Origin of the sequence: Mycolicibacterium pallens (assembly GCF_019456675.1) — a bacterium.
Classification (GTDB): Bacteria; Actinomycetota; Actinomycetes; order Mycobacteriales; family Mycobacteriaceae; genus Mycobacterium; species Mycobacterium crocinum.
Genome location: NZ_CP080333.1, coordinates 5,585,061 through 5,603,671 on the forward strand (window position 1 = coordinate 5,585,061; position 18,611 = coordinate 5,603,671).

At 61.2% G+C, this 18,611-nt stretch carries 19 protein-coding genes; all 19 read right to left on the reverse strand.

Annotated features, from left to right (window positions below; genetic code table 11):
- Window positions 1–19: 19 nt before the first annotated feature.
- The gene (locus tag K0O64_RS27355; protein WP_011559087.1) at window positions 20–1,249 is read right to left on the reverse strand and encodes a Gfo/Idh/MocA family protein; all 1,230 of its coding nucleotides are present in this window, start codon (window positions 1,247–1,249) and stop codon (window positions 20–22) included.
- A gap of 36 nt (window positions 1,250–1,285) precedes the next feature.
- Window positions 1,286–1,798, reverse strand: coding sequence for an aromatic-ring-hydroxylating dioxygenase subunit beta (locus K0O64_RS27360; protein ID WP_071948753.1), 513 nt, complete (start codon window positions 1,796–1,798; stop codon window positions 1,286–1,288).
- 2 nt (window positions 1,799–1,800) lie between these two features.
- Window positions 1,801–3,117: an aromatic ring-hydroxylating oxygenase subunit alpha gene (locus K0O64_RS27365; RefSeq protein ID WP_220045871.1), complete on the reverse strand. Its 1,317-nt coding sequence runs from the start codon at window positions 3,115–3,117 to the stop codon at window positions 1,801–1,803.
- Entirely contained in the window at window positions 3,117–4,016 is a 900-nt protein-coding gene (locus K0O64_RS27370) for an alpha/beta fold hydrolase (RefSeq protein WP_011559084.1), read from the reverse strand. Before K0O64_RS27370 ends, K0O64_RS27365 begins: the two co-directional genes overlap by 1 nt.
- Before the next feature lie 451 nt (window positions 4,017–4,467).
- Window positions 4,468–4,986 (reverse strand): MarR family winged helix-turn-helix transcriptional regulator, encoded by a 519-nt coding sequence (locus K0O64_RS27375; RefSeq protein WP_036348802.1) that lies wholly within the window; start codon window positions 4,984–4,986, stop codon window positions 4,468–4,470.
- Between the two features lie 165 nt (window positions 4,987–5,151).
- Window positions 5,152–6,030, reverse strand: a complete 879-nt coding sequence (locus K0O64_RS27380; protein ID WP_011559082.1) for an NAD(P)-dependent oxidoreductase — start codon at window positions 6,028–6,030, stop codon at window positions 5,152–5,154.
- 89 nt (window positions 6,031–6,119) lie between these two features.
- Window positions 6,120–6,563 (reverse strand): cupin domain-containing protein, encoded by a 444-nt coding sequence (locus K0O64_RS27385; protein ID WP_011559081.1) that lies wholly within the window; start codon window positions 6,561–6,563, stop codon window positions 6,120–6,122.
- A gap of 99 nt (window positions 6,564–6,662) precedes the next feature.
- Entirely contained in the window at window positions 6,663–7,217 is a 555-nt protein-coding gene (locus tag K0O64_RS27390) for a 3-phenylpropionate/cinnamic acid dioxygenase subunit beta (RefSeq protein WP_011559080.1), read from the reverse strand.
- On the reverse strand, window positions 7,214–8,629 hold the full coding sequence (locus tag K0O64_RS27395) for an aromatic ring-hydroxylating oxygenase subunit alpha (RefSeq protein ID WP_011559079.1): 1,416 nt from the start codon (window positions 8,627–8,629) through the stop codon (window positions 7,214–7,216). Before K0O64_RS27395 ends, K0O64_RS27390 begins: the two co-directional genes overlap by 4 nt.
- A gap of 247 nt (window positions 8,630–8,876) precedes the next feature.
- Window positions 8,877–9,074: a ferredoxin gene (locus tag K0O64_RS27400; RefSeq protein ID WP_011562965.1), complete on the reverse strand. Its 198-nt coding sequence runs from the start codon at window positions 9,072–9,074 to the stop codon at window positions 8,877–8,879.
- A 30-nt stretch (window positions 9,075–9,104) separates the two neighbouring features.
- Window positions 9,105–10,151 carry an FAS1-like dehydratase domain-containing protein gene (locus K0O64_RS27405; RefSeq protein ID WP_071948751.1) on the reverse strand — a complete coding sequence of 349 codons (1,047 nt, stop codon included), beginning with the start codon at window positions 10,149–10,151 and terminating at the stop codon, window positions 9,105–9,107.
- Window positions 10,138–10,596 carry a Zn-ribbon domain-containing OB-fold protein gene (locus tag K0O64_RS30205; RefSeq protein WP_011559077.1) on the reverse strand — a complete coding sequence of 153 codons (459 nt, stop codon included), beginning with the start codon at window positions 10,594–10,596 and terminating at the stop codon, window positions 10,138–10,140. Before K0O64_RS30205 ends, K0O64_RS27405 begins: the two co-directional genes overlap by 14 nt.
- 36 nt (window positions 10,597–10,632) lie before the next feature.
- Window positions 10,633–11,799: a thiolase C-terminal domain-containing protein gene (locus K0O64_RS27415; protein ID WP_071948750.1), complete on the reverse strand. Its 1,167-nt coding sequence runs from the start codon at window positions 11,797–11,799 to the stop codon at window positions 10,633–10,635.
- Window positions 11,796–13,049 (reverse strand): CaiB/BaiF CoA transferase family protein, encoded by a 1,254-nt coding sequence (locus K0O64_RS27420; RefSeq protein ID WP_071948749.1) that lies wholly within the window; start codon window positions 13,047–13,049, stop codon window positions 11,796–11,798. The genes K0O64_RS27415 and K0O64_RS27420 overlap by 4 nt, the downstream gene beginning before the upstream one ends.
- A gap of 54 nt (window positions 13,050–13,103) precedes the next feature.
- Window positions 13,104–14,135 (reverse strand): 2,3-butanediol dehydrogenase, encoded by a 1,032-nt coding sequence (locus tag K0O64_RS27425; protein WP_071948748.1) that lies wholly within the window; start codon window positions 14,133–14,135, stop codon window positions 13,104–13,106.
- Window positions 14,136–14,241: 106 nt separating this feature from the next.
- The gene (locus K0O64_RS27430; protein ID WP_011559073.1) at window positions 14,242–14,784 is read right to left on the reverse strand and encodes an aromatic-ring-hydroxylating dioxygenase subunit beta; all 543 of its coding nucleotides are present in this window, start codon (window positions 14,782–14,784) and stop codon (window positions 14,242–14,244) included.
- Window positions 14,781–16,115, reverse strand: coding sequence for a Rieske 2Fe-2S domain-containing protein (locus K0O64_RS27435; protein ID WP_096312491.1), 1,335 nt, complete (start codon window positions 16,113–16,115; stop codon window positions 14,781–14,783). Before K0O64_RS27435 ends, K0O64_RS27430 begins: the two co-directional genes overlap by 4 nt.
- 346 nt (window positions 16,116–16,461) lie before the next feature.
- Entirely contained in the window at window positions 16,462–16,890 is a 429-nt protein-coding gene (locus K0O64_RS27440; RefSeq protein ID WP_164520155.1) for a MarR family winged helix-turn-helix transcriptional regulator, read from the reverse strand.
- The gene (locus K0O64_RS27445) at window positions 16,880–18,340 is read right to left on the reverse strand and encodes an MFS transporter (RefSeq protein ID WP_220045872.1); all 1,461 of its coding nucleotides are present in this window, start codon (window positions 18,338–18,340) and stop codon (window positions 16,880–16,882) included. Before K0O64_RS27445 ends, K0O64_RS27440 begins: the two co-directional genes overlap by 11 nt.
- Window positions 18,341–18,611 lie beyond the last annotated feature (271 nt).

The window sequence follows — 18,611 nt, forward strand, 5'->3', positions numbered from 1 at the left end:
GATTTCTCCTCCTCTGGAGTCACAGCGATACCTGGTGGGAGAGAACGACTTCGCGATCTTCGTAGGCCGACTGCAGGATGGCGAAACATACTTCTAGCGTCGCGCGCCCCCAGCGACCGTCGTGCTGAACAGGGCGGTCCTCAGTGATCGCCCGGTGTAGTTCAGCCAACTCTGCGGCCCTGCCCCGCATGGTGCGCGCGACCGGTATTTCCTGCAATCCGTTTTGCCCGTACACCACCAGCCCGTCGGGCGACTGCCTGATCGCGCCGCGTTCGCAGGACACCACGGTCAGGCCGAAGTAGGGGTGGTGGATGATCTCTCCGGGGGCGGAGTAACCCCACAGCTCCTGTGACTCTTCGGTCGTCGTCGCAGCACCGTAGCGGCCCTGTTCCTTCTGAGCTTCCAGTGCGACTTCAAGTTGGTCAGGGTTCTGACTGAGCGCAGCGAAGTTATTGGCTACTCGCTGGTTGGCTTGGGGGCTGCGGCGGCCGCCGTCTTCTGCCACCCACGAGTGCAACTCCGCGACATCGAAGAACGCTCGCGCGTCATAGACGAGCGTGGCGGAAGCTCCTGATTCGAATCCGAGATGACAGGTGTATCCCCCGACGCATTCCCGGACGTCGTCCCATATTGTCGACGCACGCACTGTTCTGGCCACACCGCCGACTATCTGCCGCACGATATCGACCTGGTGGGGCCCCTGGTTGAGAACTGGCCCGCTGGTCGAGCGCAATTCCGAAGTCGGCCACGGTCGCCGGTTGAAGTCGTTGAAATTCCAGGTGTTGACCATGAGCAACTCGCCGAGTTCGCCACTGGCTACAAGTTCGGCCATCGCTCGCACCGGCGCATCAAAGCTGTGTGTGTGGCCGGCCATCAGCTGCACGCCCGCTGCCTGGGCCGCCTCAACCATTGCAGTGCAATCGTCGACCGACATGGCCAACGGCTTTTCGACGACCATGTGTTTTCCGTGACGTGCGGCCATTAGCGCATGCTCCCGATGCAGCTCGGGAGGGGTGGCGATGTAGACGACGTCCACGCTTGGATCGGCACACAGTTGCTCTGCGTTCGTGTAGGTCTGGCCGGAGAACTCGGTGGCGAAGCGGGCGAGCGAGTGTGATCGGGTATCGGCTGCCGCCACAACCCGATACGGCAGCGTCGACATGTCTGGGTACTGCTGGAAGATTCGGGCGACAGCCTGACCGATTCCGAGAAATCCTAGGCCGAGCTCGCGTGACGCGACATCTGTCATGTGCGACCTATCTGAGAGCTAGTGAACGACTGGGCATTAGAAGAAGATCGAAATCGCTCGTGGAAGAACGCTATGAGCCAGGGTGATGCCCCGGGCGGCCAGCAGCAGGCCCGAGTCTTCGTCTCGGCGTAGAACGTCTTGTCGTTTGCCGATGAAGAAGCTCTCGTGGCGTTCGTGGCGTACGAGAAACACCATGACGCTGGATCGGACGCTCAGCTCTTGATCGGATACATCGGTGACCAGGATGTCGCTGACTAAGCGCTGAGTGATCGTGCGTGGAGTTTCCCCGGGGGCGAGCCCAGTAGCCAGCCGGGCAATTCTCAGCTTCAGCGATTCGTAGTCGTCGTTGAACAACAGAAACGGCGGTAGGCCGTCATCATCGTCGACCGGATGCGTGCTGGACTCTGGGAATGGCATCGTGTATCTGACATCCGGCGCCAATAAGCCCAGCCACTCGTCCAGCCGCCCATCATCGAGAAGCATGGTCTCCCGCGCATAGAATTCGTTTATTCGCAGCCGCAGTTCCACGTCCAACTGGCTGGTCTCCATGACTAGGCCGGCTCCGTCATAGTTCGGTGCCAGTGCCGATAGAACTCGCGCTGGTAGGCTTCGCTGATCTGCGGCCTGACATTGCCGGGTAACTCCGCAACCAGCGACTCCATTGGTTCGACGTCCTCGCCGAGTGAGTAGTTGAACGGCACATCCCGGGCGACTCCGGTGTCAAGGGCGTCAGACAATCGTTCGAAGTTTTCGTGATCATCGGGCGTCACGAGACCGGCCGCCGATTGCCGCTGACTCAAGACGAAGACCATGCGTTCCTTGACAGCACGGGGCGCGGAGCTTTCCACCAAACACCACTCCCAAACCTCGGTCAACCGCGGTCCCCGAGGCTGCCACATGATGAATGCCCGACCGTAAAAAGCCGTGCCCATGCCAATCATGCTGAAGTTTGGGAAGATATTGGCTACGTGAAAGCTGTAGGGCTGCACGGGGGATGTCGCCAACCGCTCGTCTTGCAGGCGCTGCCGCTCGGTTAGCCAGTCGACTGCTTCGGTACCCAGCGTTTCGGCTTGGGCGAGATCGTCCTGATAAAAATTCTTACCGACTGCCAGTTGCAGCAACCCATGGGGCGCGCAGCCGTCGAGAACCACGCTGTAGTGCTGCCCCTCGTCTATCGAAAAGTTGATGCGGGCAGTCTGCCCAGCTTTCGACAGTGCGGAAACCGATCCGTGAGTGGCAGCGAAGTGATACTGGTCGCCGCCGAAGTTCTCGGCCAACAACTTCCAGTTGACGGGCATGAGGTAGCGGTGCAGGCCGGGAACGACCTGCAGGCCGTTGGGGTCACAGTCGAGTAGAAAGTTGTCGAGGTACCACAGCAGGCCCTCCCCCAGATATTCTTCCAGCGGCGGCGCCGACTGATCCCAGCACGCGAAGATAAGTCCTTTGTAGGTAGCTACCCGGGGGGAGACGAGGCCCATGCTGGCCTTATCGAACTGCGGCCCGTAGGCGCTCTCGGCTAGCGGAACACTGCGCAGCCGTCCGGCAGTGTCGTAACTCCAGCCGTGATAGCTGCAGTGAAAGATGTTCGCGTTGCCCTTGTCGAACTGACAGACTTTATTGCCCCGGTGCCGGCATTTGTTCAGCAGCACACGAACACGAGATTCCTTGTCCCGGCACACGATCACCGCATCGTCGGCCATATAGGTTGTGCGGAAGTCACCGGGCTTGGGGATCATGGACTCGTGGCCGACGAAGAGCCACGACCGCTTGAAGATAGAGTCGAGTTCCCGCTGGTACACCGCCTCGTCGTAGAAGGCCGAGGAGTCTATCGGCAGCGCCGGGCCGGTTTTGGAACCGATTGTCTCCATCAACGTTGCCCTCGGGACTCGCGATCACCTTGAAGATAATTGGTGAGGATTTGGTTGAACTCTTCCGGCCGTTCCCACTGCGGCCAATGGCCACAATCCTCCATCAATGCGAATTCAGCGCCGGGAATTAGCTCGGCTGCCCGCCGTCCGAATTCCACCGTCGCCGAGGGATTGTGACTCGTCCACAGCACGAGCGTGGGCCTGGTCAAGCTGGTCAATCGCTCAGCCGTGAGATTGTCCTCAGCAGTCGCCGCTGAGGGCGGCGCCGTCGCGTTCGTCAGTGCCGACCGCGATTCTTCGCTCTGGTAAAGTGCCCACCGCAGCGCCACCAGTTCATCGGTCAGGTCGCGGTCAGGGTGGTGGAAAAGCCAGGCCATCCTCTCCCGCACATTCGCCGGACTCGGGTCAGCCAGGAATTGCCGGGTGACCCGGGCAAGCTCTGCGCGCCCGGCAGCGGTGCGAGCCTCGGCATCGGCGCCGACCTCTAGCGTCAACCGCGCGCCGCACACGTAGATCAATCGGTCGACACGGTCGGGATGTTCCAACGCAGTCCACGCCGCGATCCAACCTCCTAACGACTCGCCCACCAGGTGGGCTCGGTCGATGCCTTCCTGGTCCATGTATCCGAGTAGGTGACTGACATAGTCCTTACGCTTCGGGGCGACCTCACAACCACTGGTGAGACCGTGACCCAACAGGTCCAGCGCATGCACTCGGAAATGACGCGACAGCGCCGTCACGTTGCGGGCGAAGGCTTCGGCGTGACCGCCTCCCCCGTGCATGAGAATGAGGTCCGGACCTTCCCCTGCCTGAATTGTCCTGGTTCGGACGCCGTCGACATCTACGAAGCGTGTTTCCGCTCCAAGCAAGCTCACACAAATTGAAGCGTCTTTGAGCAACCTTCGACGTCCCCTCAGCTAGTACAGTACCCAGTTTTTATCATACTTCCCGAATATCTGCAAGGTAGAAATTTAGGCTTCTGTGTAAATGGGACTCTCGAAGGGGAGACGATGCCCACGTCACGCGGGCGCAGCGGTGCGGCTGCCGACGCAAGCTGTCGACCATCACATCGACACAGTTCTTCGCTGCGGTCGTGCAGCGTCGTATCAATAATTCTTCTGTGCCGCAATGTCATTCGCACCTCGCGACAAACCCTGAGCGCCACGCGGACTGCCGCGTTTCACCAAGGTCGGACGCAACCTAGCCGACGAGCGAACGTTCTTCTCGGGAGTACTCACTACCTGAGTGCACCCGATAGACCCCTCAGTTGGAGCCGTGGATGCCATGCGAGGACCGGTGAGTGGACGTCAGCACCGTAGCGGCGTCGACCGTCCTATACCCGGGGACCGATCAGGAGGTGCGCTGGCCGCTCGGGTAGTTCTCCAAGCAATCTATTAGTTCGTTCAGTCGTGCAAGCAGCTGCTGCCTGTGTCGCGGGTTGATACCGGCAAAGAGTCTCTGCAGAAAGTCGTAATGACCGGGCAGAAACTCGGTCATGAACTGATCGCCCTTCTTCGATATCGCGACCACAACCGAGCGCCGATCGCGGGGATTCACCTTGCGTGTGACAAAACCTGCCTTGGTCAGCGTGTCCACCACGCTCGTCAGGCTGGCTTGGCGTACGGAAATAGAATCGGCCAGTGCGCCCATCGTCATCGGCCCGTCGGCGCGCTTCAGGACGGTCAGAACGTTGAACTGGCTCATCGAGAGGTCTACCGGCGTCAACTCATCGACGGCGACCCGACCGAAGGCGGTCACAGCACGGTAGAGCGCAAGCGGGAGCGCCAACGAAGAGGGGTCGTGATCGGGTCCGGCTTCGCGGGTCTTGGCCGCGACCTGTTCGGCCATCGTCAACTTCTCGGTACTCATGAAGTCCCTTGCAACGTTGATCAGCGGTTCGGCAGACATCTCCACCGGGTGGTGATCATACCGGCAAATGGTCGGTGGTCTTTCTTTCCGCTCACCGATATTCGGCCCGTTTACAATTCAGTTAGCTATACAGCGTGACGGGGGTCGCACTCAAGACGTAGGGGTTCACTTCGGAGGCATCGACCGGATTCGTTGAAGAAGTTCTGTGCTTTCGGGGTAGGCACGGTCGCGAAACTCCGAGGCCGCAACACTTTGGAAGAAGTCCACGACGGGCTCAAGCGTCCTGCTGCGGATACCGGCGTTCGTCGCCATTCGTTCCGCGAGCGCGGAGTCTTTCGTAATGGTGCTAGCGGGGGCGCGGTTCCTAACTGACTCGGTGTCGTGGCGGAAGTACGCCGCCGCCGTGGTGAGACCCGAGTCCCCCCCGCTGCACTCCGCGATCGCGTCGGCTACCTCGCCGGCATTCAATCCCATCGCCTCAGCGATTAAGAGGGCTTCCGCCGAAGCGAGGTACCAGCTGTACTTGATGTGCTGGTTGAGAAGCTTGGTGGCATATCCCGCACCTCGATGGCCGCAGTACACCAAGGTGCGCGAGACGGCGGCGAGGACATCGGCATCAGGGCCGAGCACCCCGCTTGGGCCTCCGACCAGAACGGTCATGTTCGGCGCCTTTCGGCTGACGGGGCAATCGACAAAACGCCTCCCAGCCGCGTCGTAGGCCTGACCGATGATTGCTGCGACCTCGGGATTACAGGTCGACATATCCAGCAGGGCGGCCCCGTCGGCAAGGCCGGCCAGGACACCTCGCTCCGACCCGAGCGCCACCTCCAGCACCTGACTCGGCCCCGGGAGGAACGTCAAAACGACATCACATGCGCCGGCCAACTCACGCGCGTCCGCAGCAGCCTCGGCGCCTAGCTCGACAATTGGGCGTAATACGTCGGGCCGAATGTCGAAACAGACTACGTAATGGTCCGTCGCAAGAAGTGACGCCGCCAGCGCGGAACCCATGCCGCCCAAGCCGATCACGCCGACCCGCCTCATGACACCGACCACCGAATGTCAGGCCGTAAACCGACTACCGACACAGTCGGCGAATGCCGGCATCTGCGGCATGGTGGCTCAACAGACGGCTATCCCAGCGCCGGATCGGCGAATCGGACACTGTTTCGCTTGGCCGCCTCAATGAGGGCCTTCACGTCACCCGGACCGTTCGACGTTTCGTCCACGTCTGAAAAGAAATCCAGCGCGCCGCCCGGGCAAGACGAAGTCGTGATCCACCGGGCGCCGTCAGAGAGAACGCGATAGGCGTGCACGACGCCAGCCGGCACTCGAATCGCCTCACCCACCTGCAGGGTCGCTTCTTCGCCGCCGCGGCTTACCCACAGTTCGCCCTCCAGCACGACATAGCTTTCATCCCAGGGATGCTGGTGCGGCGGTGGGCCCGATGATTGCGGAGCGCGCACATCGAACATCTGGTACCCGTCGCCGACGAGAAGCGGGCGCATTTCCTCTGTCATCACACGCAGGGCGGTCACGTCATCGGCACGCCGCTTCGGTTGGAGCGAAGTAGACAATCCAGCTGCCCCCTCATCGGTCGCTGCCCATCAAATGGGTTTAGAGAAGAATATATTTTGCCGTGCTGAAGGTCAAGGGTTCAAGGACATGGTCCGGCTTCATAGAATGATCGACAGGTTCTTAGCGAGTAAGACCGTTTGGTCGAGGAGTAGCCGGCGACGGCACAGTTGCCAGTCACCGGCGACGCGGCGCAACCGGTCCTTGCGCCGGCCGACCAGCAAATCAGTCTCATCGGCGACCCGGTTTCGATACACCAGGAACCGGCAACTCACATCGACTTCCGCGCCGTCTACTCCTTCAATACGCACGTTGGTAACCAGGTGTGACACTCGCGAGACGGGTTCTTCGGCCCAGTGCAGGCCAGTCATCAGCTGCTCCACCCGCAAAGCGACGGTCTCCTTTTTCTCGTCGAACCAGCAGATGTCGTGACCTTCCTGAGTCTGCTCCAGCTGCGCGAGGTCGTCGTAGGCGACGTTCGCCCGCAGTGGAACGGAGTACTCGTAGTCGTCGGTGAGCAGACCGAGCCATTCGGAGTAACGTCGTTCGTCGAGCAGGTCGGCTTCCCGATAGAGGAAATCGGCGATTTCGGCCTGAAGCAGCAACTTCTCTACCGCATCCTGCCTCGTGGAAATTTCACCGCCCGTTGCACTCACGACCGTGCGGCTCTCTCGTCGGATTTGGCAAGTTCGATGAGTTGAGGCCACGAGAGGTTGTCGGTGAACTCGGCCCATCGCCGGTAAAAGGCGCGTGCATTCACCTCGCCTGCGATGGGGTGGTGAGAATGCACAGCCTGGTCGAGCGCACTGGGAGTTTCCATATCGAGACCCTGCTGATAGTTGTAGGGATAGCGCCGGGCTATCACGCCCTGGCTGGCCTGCGTCGCGTAATTCCAGTTCTCCATATCGTCTTGCTCCGTCATCCCTCCAGGACCCGAGTAGCGCATGTAATAGCGGCGCAGCCAGTCACGTACATCATCGGGTGCGTTCTTGTCGATGAGGTACCACCGCCACACTTCGGTTTCGGTGGGGCTGATCGGGTGTGACACCAGGATCGTCCGCGGAAAACCGGCGGAGAACGACATATTGGGGAACATCGTCGCTGGGCCACGACCACCGAGCTGTCTGCCCTGCGCCTGCAGTCGCTCCTTGCGGACCGCCCACGCCTGGGAGAAGTACTCACTCAAGGCCGGTTCTTCGGCGAACTCAGGATAGGGAATCTCATACGCCAGATTGTCCGACGCGCCATGGCCCATCCGAAACGACGTCTTCACACGGCCCTTCGAAAAACCACCCTGATCCTGTCGTTCACCGTGACGTCGTGAATTTCTGCCACCCGGCCCGATGCCCACCTGTTCAACCGAGGCATGGGTCGTCGCCCCGTGATAGGTATCGCCCAAGAAATTCTCTGAGACGAATTTCCAATTTGATTTGATGCGCCACTTCTGCACCCCACGGAACACCTCGGTACCACCTTCCGTACCATCAAAAGCATCAGACAGGTTATCCAGCCAATGATGAAAGTCCCCAACGTATTCATCGAACTCCGGGGCTGATGGATCCCAGCACGCGAATACCAGGCCCTTGTAATTGTGCACCTTGGCAGCCCTGACAAGTCCCCAGGCCGCTTTGTCAAGGCCGTTGCCGTAGGCCATGCCCTGCTGCGGCACACCGTGCAAATCCCCCGGGGTGGACACCAGCGAACCGTCCATCGAGTACGACCAGCCATGATAGGGACAGGTGAACTGCAGCGCGCGACCCTCGTCGTAGCGACACACCGCCATACCCCGATGTCGGCACGAATTGAGCAAGACATTCACACCACCCTGAGCGTCACGGGTCAACAACACCGGATCCGAGCCCATCCTCGACGAGAAGAACTGACCCGGCGCAGAGACCTGCGAGGCATGACCCACAAACAACCAGCTCCGCGGAAACAAATACTCCAACTCACGGTTGAAAATCGAAGCATCGGTGAAGATTTCGCGACTGATCTCCCCGCGATCGACATCGACGAGACTACGAGCGGTCGTGTCCGAACCGCCTGAAGTACTCATTTTTAACGTCATCGGTACCTTTCCCTTGCTGTAATGCCCGAATCACCCCGAGACAGCCGTAACTCAAATCACCACAAACCGTCACCGCGTCTGCCGGGCACCGATCTCACGCGTCGAAGTGGAAGTGGAGCCAGATCCTGATTGAGGATGCAATACACGAGAACTCATGTCGGTTGAGACTCAAGGACATTCGACGATCCGACTCGTCTCCACCATGCATCCGACCCCCTGATACTTGCGCCGTTCACGGCCGTCTCACTCACACCGTTGCGAGACGTAGAGCCGAGACGGGACAACTGCGAATCGCAGTGACAATCCGCGCCTCATCGCTCTCGGCTACCGTGTCATCAAGAATGACAACAGTTCCCGCATCACCGATGTCGAAGACGTCGGCCGCTGCAACGACACAGTTCGCGTAGCCCTGGCAGACCTCCACGTCCGCCTTGATGACACTCATCGGAACCCTCCTTCTCCTACAGAACTCTGATCAGCATTGCTTTTTGCCGTTGAGATGAATGGCGGCAATCCCTTGCGCCGCTTGCCGATCCCCGGCGAAGACACCGAATTCGAGATCTACGACGTCTGCGCCTGCCTGGGCATGCTTGCCGGTCACCGTCCATCGCGCCTGCACGACGTCGCCCGGGTGAACTGAGGCACTCATCTTGAACGGACCCAGCTGCACCAACCTGCCGCGAAGGCCCATCCATCGACGAAGCCCGGTCTCGAAAAGAGTTTCCAGGCCACGAGTATTGAAGATGATGTCGGCAAGCCCCGCGGCATGAGCGGCCGCGGCGCTGTGGTGTATCCCGGAAAACATGCGATCCGCGGCAATGTTCATCACCATGCGCTGGTAAGTCAGGGCCAGAGCCGGTCCGCGCACTTGCGCACCGACCGTAACGTCGTCGAACTGAAGTGGCGTGTTCCAGTCGACACTGGTATCGGCATCGTCCACTGAGCGCGTGCGGGGACCTCGGTCGCCCTGCTGGGCGCGGGCCGAAGTGCCGGGCTCAGGCCTGGAGGCGTCGTCTGGGTCGTAGTTGAAGACGGTATTTCGGTTGCGCGCGACCAGTTCTCCCGAAACCTTCACGTACTCCGACTCGTATTGCAGGAAGATTCCGGTACCTACCCGGGTGCGCTTCTGCTCTACCGAGATGATCGTCGTAGTCCCCTGCAACCTGTCCCCGAGGTATAGCGGTGTGTGGTACTGCCACTCGCTGCTGACGTTGACCGATCGGCTGAACGGCAGAGCCAGCGTGTCGGTGATGTTGCCCGTCATCTCCTGCCCGTCGACCAGATAGGGACTGGGCTGTCCGGGTGCCCAATACGGCGGCAGCCCCCACAGCGGGGTCATCGTCACCGGGGCCACAACGCCGAGGTAGCCGTGCGCCTTCGCTGCCGCCTCGTCGTCATGCAGCGGACAGGAAAAGGTGAAAACCTCCAGTTTGCGGCGGATGTCGTTCTGCGTCACCGAGTCGGCGCCTCGAAAGTGGATCTTCTCACCGACACGATCGCGCAACTCGTCAGCGGCGGCCATTGCCCCGCACTTCCGCAGCGGGCAGCCGAAATGCCGGCAGCACAACATCATCGGCGGCGTGCACATAGACAACCTCGACGGCCGCATCAACCAGCATCGCCGTCCCGTCGGCAACTAGGTCCACTATCCGTGCCACCATCCGCACACCCTCATCCATTTCGACAACGGCGCACACGAACGGGACGGCCTCGTCGAACCCGGGATGCAGCGCGCGGTGAATAACCGTGTGGCTGAATACCACTCCCCTGCCCGACGACCTCTGCCAAGACCAGGAGTTACTGCCGCAGCCAGCACACGTCAGGCGAGGAACGTGACGCCAGCGATCGCACCTTGAACACCGCTGAAACGACAGCTCTTCACGTCGGCAATGCTCATAGAACTGGGCCGTGAGACCTTCCAGGGATGGCAACGGCGGTGCTGCGACATCCGGTCCCGTTCGCCTCACATCGGTCCCCTTGTGAACCGGCCAGTCACAACGCTGTCACCGACGCAATATCGCGAGAGCACCTGAACCCCATCCGCCGCCCATACCGGTCACTACCGCCAACTCCGCATTGTGGACCTGCCGCTGCGGTAAACCACCGCGCAGCTGCCGCACCGCCTCGACCAGATTGTTCATGCCTTGCACGTGGGCTTCGGATAACAAACCGCCGTTGAGATTCGTGGGCAACGAACCGTCAGCGGCGATACATCCGTCGAGAACGAAATCCGCTGCTTCGCCCGGCTTGCAGAATCCGGCCGATTCGATCTGCCGCAACACGTTGACAGTGAAACTGTCGTAAACCTCGAGCAGATCGATGTCAGACGGGGCGACACCAGCGTCGGCAAATGCGCGCGGCGCCGCCTCGGCAAGCCCAATCTCCAATGGGTCGGCCCTGTTGGCGAACTCATCGACGGGAAATGGGCGACCTTCGGCCACACTCATCACAAACACCGGCCGGTGCGGGCTGTCAGCCGCACGATCGGCCGCTGATACCACCACCGCCGCTGCGCCGTCGGTCTCCAGACTGCAATCGAACAAACGAAACGGCGTACTGATCGGTGGAGCGTCGAGGTAGTCCTGCATCGTCAGCTCACGGCCGCACATCACCGCATTCGAGTTGAGCTGCGCGTTAGCACGAAACGCGACTGCCACCGCCCCCATCGCTTCAGGCGGCACGTCATACTTGCGGACGTAGCGGTCGGCCACGAGCGCATACTGGTGCACGGCCGACACCGCGCCCTGTGGCGCGTAATAGTCCCGGACAACCTTGCCTATCGCCATGTCCGCGCTCGATGCCATCCCGCGGGCACGCGGACCTGAGTACCCACACCAGCCCGCGGGAATGAGGACATGCCGCGCGACGCCCGACCAAACCGCCATCGCCGCAGTTGCCAGGGCCGCCACACTTGCCGCGCCTCCGGTATGGGAAGTCACCGCGTAACGAACATGCGTCAGGCCGAGATTCGCGATGAAATCTTCGGCCGTGCCACCGTTGATCGGGCAGATGAGCCCATCGATCTCGCCAGCCGACAGCCCGGCATCCACGATCGCGGCATGGGCCGCTTCGAGTTGCAGGCCAAGGTCCGTTGCCGACTCAGTGCCATCACGACGGTAGGCCGTATGACCAACGCCGACGATGCAGGCCTTGTCGCGCAGCGAACTCAATGCCCGGGAACCTCTCCGTCAACGTCGACCGCCCCGACGACGCCACTCGATACCAGCGCCTCGTACTCCGAGTCGGCCATGCCGAGCCACTCGGTCAGCACCTCTTGGCCGTGGATCCCGAGACGGGGCCCGGTGCTGCGCACGGATCCGGGAAAGTTCGTCAGCCTTGGTACCACCCCGGTGACACGGACCGGACCCAATTCCTGGTCGGCGACCTCGACCAGGCTCTGGCGAGCCGCGAACGTGGGACTGGAGAACATCTCTGCCGGCGTGAAGATCCGCGCAGCCACGACACCGGAGCTCGCGCAGGCCTTTTCGACGATATCGGAGTTGTTTTCGGCGAACCACTGGCGAACCATCTCGCCGAGCTCCTCGCGGTGCAACATCTGCAGTTCCTGTGTCGCGTACTTCGGATCGTTACGCAGAGTCGTGCCGCCCAGCAGTTCGAGCAGGCTCTGCACTGACCGAACGGTGCCGGTCGCCACGGTGTACCACACCCCATCGCCACTGAGATACGTGTCTGACACCGGTGACGGGCTGACCTGGAACTGATTGCCCTGACGCTCGGCAACAAAGTTCAACTGGTCATAAAGGATGACCTGCCAGTCGATACCACGGAACAGTGATTCGTAGAGAGCCAGGTCGATACATTCCCCATCGAAGCGATCCCCGATCGCTTCGCGTTTGAACAGTGCTCCGGCAACAGCGAATGCACCCATGATTCCTGTCGTGACATCGCCGAGGGAGAAACCGAAATGCGTCGGTGGCCGGTCAGGATGCCCGGTGATGTGTACCGCTCCGCTCATGGCCTCGCCGACGCGTCCATATCCCGGCTTTGCGCTCTCCGGGCCGATCTGGCCGTACCCGGAAATCCGCAACATGATCAGCCGCGGGTTCGCTGCGTGCAGCTCCTCCCATCCCAGTCCCCAGCGCTCAAGCGTTCCCGGGCGGAAGTTTTCGATCACCACGTCGGCGCGTTCGACCATTTTGCGCACCAGCGCTTGCCCTTCGGCGAGCCGCAGATCGACAGCGACGCTTGACTTGTTCCGGGCCGCGGACTTCCACCAGAGGGGCACTCCGTCTTTACGCGGACCGGACCTACGCAACATGTCCCCCGAGCCGGGGTCTTCGATCTTGATGACCTGTGCTCCGAAGTCGCCGATCAGCGACGCAGCGAAAGGCGCCGCGATCACGTGCCCCAGCTCGAGGATCGTCAGACCGTCGAACAGACTCTCCATATTCGCGGACACTTAACTCCTTTGGTGCGGCGGTGTGACATCTACTGCGTGCGATACCGGTCGCAGCTATGCCGATGGGTCGATCAGAATTTTTACGTGTGCATCGCGGTTGACGCGCAATTCCTCGAGACCCTGACTGACCACGGCATCCAACGGGATCTCGTCGGTGATCAGTTCACCGAGGCTGATCGCCCCCGTAGCTAGTAAGTCAAGAATCGCCGGGACCTGCCTTTGCGCTTCGTAACAAAATGAAAAGCCAATATTGGCTTCGCGCATGACGCTTCGATTGATGTCGATACCGGCCGGGGCCTCCCAAATCGCCACGACCATCAATCGACCGCGGGGGCGCAGAACGCCCAACGCCGCATCAAGCGCGGGTTGTACGCCCGCAGCGTCGAAGGAGATGTCGACGCCGTTTCCGTTCGTCAACGTCCGAACCACCTCAACTGCATCCTCCGCCAGAGGATCGATTACGCGCGTAGCCCCGACCCGGTGAGCGGCAACGCGGCGCGTCGCCGAAACCTCACTGACGATGACCTGAGTCGCACCTTGGGCAAGTGAGAACTGCACCAGGGCGAGGCCGATCGGGCCAGCGCCGGCGATGAAGACGGTCCCACCCGCTGCCAACCCGCTACGGCGGACAGCGTGGTACGCCGACGCGATCGGTTCAACGACGGCAGCCTCGGCGAGACTGATCTCATCCGGGATGCGAAACAACGCCTTCGTCGGCAACGACGCGTAGCGGGCAAGCGCTCCGTTGACAGCGAAGCCGATGAAACCGACTGCTCCGCAGAGTGCTTCAGCGCCCTGTTTGCAGAAGCCGCATTCACCGCAGCCGAAAACGCCGACGCCGCAGACTCGGTCACCTTCGGTGAACTCGCGCACGCCGGACCCGACGCCGACCACCGTCCCGGAATATTCGTGTCCAATGACGACCCCTGGCGCAGCATGCATCGGACCGGCGATGTACTCATGCAGGTCTGTGCCGCAGATCCCCGCTCGGGCCACCTCGATGACCACTTCGCCCGCACGTGGACTCGGGTCGGGAAGCTCTTCAATCCGCACGTCTTCGCGACCGTGATAAATAGCTGCGCGCACCTACCGGCCTACCTTAAGGACAGACCCAAATTCGCTCGGCCACAACGTTCGTGGGCCGGAGTTTCGGCGGAGGCGCCGCCGTAATGATGTCAAGCTCACCGGCACCTTAGATCCAGAATGACAGGTTGTGCGTGGGCAACGTGGTGTGATCCAGCAGGATCTCGCGCTGGACCAGTTTCAAACCCGTCTCGTCGCGACGAATAATGTCTCGGCGCTCGGCAGAAACTGTCTCCGCCTTGGCTTCGTCCCCGCGTGTGCGCACCAGCAACGCATTCGACGTCACACGGTACTCATCGCCGTCCTCACCAGACCTGACCCTGACATTGGTGATGTAGTGCCGGATCCGCGACGGAGGATCCTCAGCCCAATCCGACGACGTTCGGTGCCGCTGAATACGCATCTTCAGACTCGTGTAGTTATCACTCAGGTGCATAGAGCGCTCAGAGAACCCCGGGCCACCTGCTCTGCGAAGCGTCTGACGGACGCGCGCGAAATAGTGCACATTCGGTGCCAGCAATTCCAGCCACTCTTCGAACTCATCGCGATCCAACAGATCGGCCTCGTCGAAAAGGAAGTCTTCGATTTCCTCGCGCACGTCGCGCGAAACCCTCGCAGCCTGAGGTGGATCCTGCGGCACCGTTGTCGTCATACGTTCTCATCCCTTCTCGGTGTGGCCAGATAGTCGAAGTACTGCTTCCAGTACTCGCGCTGATTCTGTTCGGCGTAGCCACTGGCCAACGGTCGTCCCGGGCCCAGCCACGTTGGATCAGGAGCCAGATTGTCCAGTCCCATCTCCAGGTTCAGCTCCACACCACCAGCCAACTCGCCGCGTGTTCCCTTGGTAATAGCCTGGAATATCTCGGCGTCATCCTGCTCGAAGACACCCCCGACCCCGAACGTCCGAACATAAGTCTCAAACGACTGCTGCTTGAACTCTTCGGGCGCGTTGCGCTCCACGAAGAACCACGACCACACCTCCATACGCGCTGCGTCCAAGGGACGCCATTGCCGCAAGGTCAGAATGGGCACCGGCATAGACTCCCCGTCCTTGGCGATGAAGGCGTTCAAGAAGGACAAGTTCGGGAACACATTGCCATGAATGAACATCGTCCGTTTCAGCAACTCGCCATGGACGTCATCGCCGTAACCCTCGCTGAGACCGGAGACGACTTCCTCCGGATAGCCCATGTACGGCGGTGCGGGTATGCCGGGTGGTGCGCCTAGAACGCCCGCCCCGTGCCCGCCCGATAGGCTGACGTGGGCCGGCGAAACGGCCACATTATCGGGCGGTAACAACCCCAGCTCACACATCGAACGGTGCGTCATGACCGTGTGATAGCCGTCCCCAACAAAGTTATCGGCGCCGGTCTTCCAGTTCGCGTCAATCACCCAACGCTGCGGGGCACCCCACGCCTCAAGGCCGGTCGGGCTCTTCTTCATCATCAAGTCGAGATACCAGCGCATGTCCCCGAGGTACTCATCCAGTCCCGGCGCCTCATCCGACACACACCCGAAGACAAGGCCCGCGTACGAGTCCAGCATCGGCAGAGCGCGCAACCCTAGCCGACTCTTGTCGAACGCAGCACCGTACACTGCCTGCTGCGCAGGTATCGCGATGAGATCACCGTTGTTTCGATAGGTCCAACCGTGGTACGGACACTGGAACGCCGACTCATTCCCAGACTCGGTTCGGCAAAGCAGCGTGCCGCGGTGCCGACACGAGTTCGACATCGCCCGAATCGTCATATCCTGCTGCCGCGCGACAATAATTGAGTTATCAGCGATGTAGCGCACTACATAGTCACCCGCATTGGGGATCTCGTCTTCGTGGCAGAGAAACTGCCAGGTCCTACCAAATACTCGCTTCAATTCAAGCTCGTAAAGCGCTGCATTAGCGATGAGAGACGCAGGGAGGCGACCCTTTAGGATGGAGCCGCGCGCATTCTCTAATGTTCGCATTGTCGTCGCATCAGGCGCCATCGAATCCACCGGGCGCACCTTCCTATCGATTTGTGATTTGTGCCCGTAGAACGCGAGCACTCATGTGGGCTACACCACACGGAAGCTTACATAGGATGATAACTGTTTGCAAGCTATTATTTAGGCCACCGCGGTAACGGCGGTATCAGCCGGCATCCCCTCGCAGACCGACGTCTGCCACCCAGGACTCCAACCGAACAGGGTTCTTCTCGACACTCGCGGCCCTTGGTCCACCAATCCCGCCATCTGACCCGACTTCTGCAGACCCCACAGCGACCCTGGCATGTTGCCGTTCGCTAGGCCGGACTGAGAGTCGTTCGTTGAGCGATCCGGCCGCGGCTTTCATTCAGTGTTTGGCGGCGGCGCTGACTCTTGCTATCGCATCGCGCAGCGCCCTCAGTTCATTACCCTCAAGTGCCGCAAGCGCTTCGGGAGCCGGGTCGTCGACCGCATTGATGGTGGCCACCATCGACCAGCCGGCGTCGGTCAGTGATACCACTTTGTACCGCCGGTTGGTGGGAATAGTCTGACGCATGACTAGGCCGCGGTCCTCCAGATCGTTGACGGACACCGTGGCCGCCGGGGGATCGATTGTCACGGCGTGCGCGACCTCTTTGACGGTCATCGAACCGCGGGACAGCCGGAGCAGGATCCGGATGCGACTGAAAGGTAGGCCCGTCTGGTCGACGGTCGCTCGCCTCCAACTGTCGCGGTTGTCGGTGACCAGTGCGGTCATCGCGCGCCAGACCTCGTCCGCTTCCGGATTACGCGACATCGGCAGCCTCCCGTCGCGGATCGGTTCCTGCGATCAGCGGCGCCAGATGCTCTGCTGAGCGCAGCGCGCGCTTCGACGTCGAGTAGACACCGAGCGTGAAGATCAGCACACCAACTCCAGCGAACACTAGCCATAGGGGCTGGGCGGAGACCGCGAAATCGACGTTGGTGTCGCCCAATGCCGCACCAGCGACCGGGCCGCATATGGCCACACCGATGGCGACGCCCACCTGTCGGCTCGTGGATGTGATAGCCGCCGCCGCACCGGCGCGGTCGGTCGGCATACCGCTGACGGCCGCGGTTGTGACCGGTGCGTTCACCATCGAAGTACCGACGCCGAAAACCGCAAAGGCGACCAGCATTTGCCATTGCGGGGTAGCGTCGCTCATCTGCGCGAACATGAGAGTCGCGGCGACGATCAATGCGCCGGCGATCATCAGCGACGGTCTGGCACCAAATCGCCCCACCAGCCGGCCAGACAAGGGCGAGAAGATGAATGCGCCGACGGCCACGGGCAGAAACATCAGCCCGGTATTCACCGCTGAAAGCCCGCGCTCCCCTTGCAAATAGATTGACATCATGAACAGGAACGCGCCCCATGCAGCGAATGCGCACACCGCGATGGCCGTCGCCGAAGCAAACGGGATGCTGCGGAAGAATCGGAGCTCGACGAACGGGTCGAGGCGGCGTGACTCGTAGCGCAGGAATGTCGCGAAGGCCAGCGCTGCGAGGCAACAGCTAACGACGACGCGGGTGTCGGTCCAGCCCATCCCTGGCCCTTCGATGAGCACGAACACCAGTCCGAACAGGAAGGCCATGCCCAGGACCAAGCCGATCAGGTCGACGTGGCGCATGGTGACCGACTTGGATTCGGGAACGAAGATCGCGGTCAACAGCACCGCAAGCGCGCAGATCGGCACGTTGATCCAGAACACTGCTCGCCAGTCAACATACTCGAGAAGTATTCCGCCCATGATCGGACCCAAGGCCATCGAGATGCCTACGACGCCCCCCCATATGCCGATGACGCGCGCGCGCTCCACTCTGCCGGTGAACACCTGCGTGACGATCGACAACCCAGCAGGAGTGAGCATCGAACCGCCGATCGCCTGCAGGAAGCGGGCGCCGATCAGCGTTTCGACGTTGGGAGCCACGCTGCACAGTAGGGAGGCCGACGCAAAGATTGTCAACCCGATCTGCAACGTACGCCGCCGACCGAATCGGTCGGCCATGGCACCCGAGAGCAGCAATAGCGAGGCCACCATCAAGGTGTAGATGTCAATGACCCACTGCATTTGCGAAGGCGACGCCGAAAGGTCGGCGCGGATGCTCGGGATTGCAACGTTGACGATGGTCACGTCGATCGACACAATGAGCACGCTCAGGCAGCAGGACGCCAGGACGAAGGCCTTGTGCCGGCGGCTCAGTCGTTCGACAACAGTTTCATTCACACAACTATTTTGAAACTACAACTGATGCTAGCGCAAGTCGGCGTGTACCAGTCGATTGCGTGCTGCCCGACCCGACGCCGGACATAGCCGCCGCCGCGGGCATCGGAGGGGTTCCGGGGGAAACAGCCGCGTGTCACATACCCGCAACGGCGCGATGCCGTGTCCCGAGTCGATTTTCTAATCGGTCGCTTATCGTCTGGGGCGCCGATGCACGGCCGACTGACGCCCTACGTCAAATAGCAGTTCTCCCACAGGATTTCGACTGCGAGAA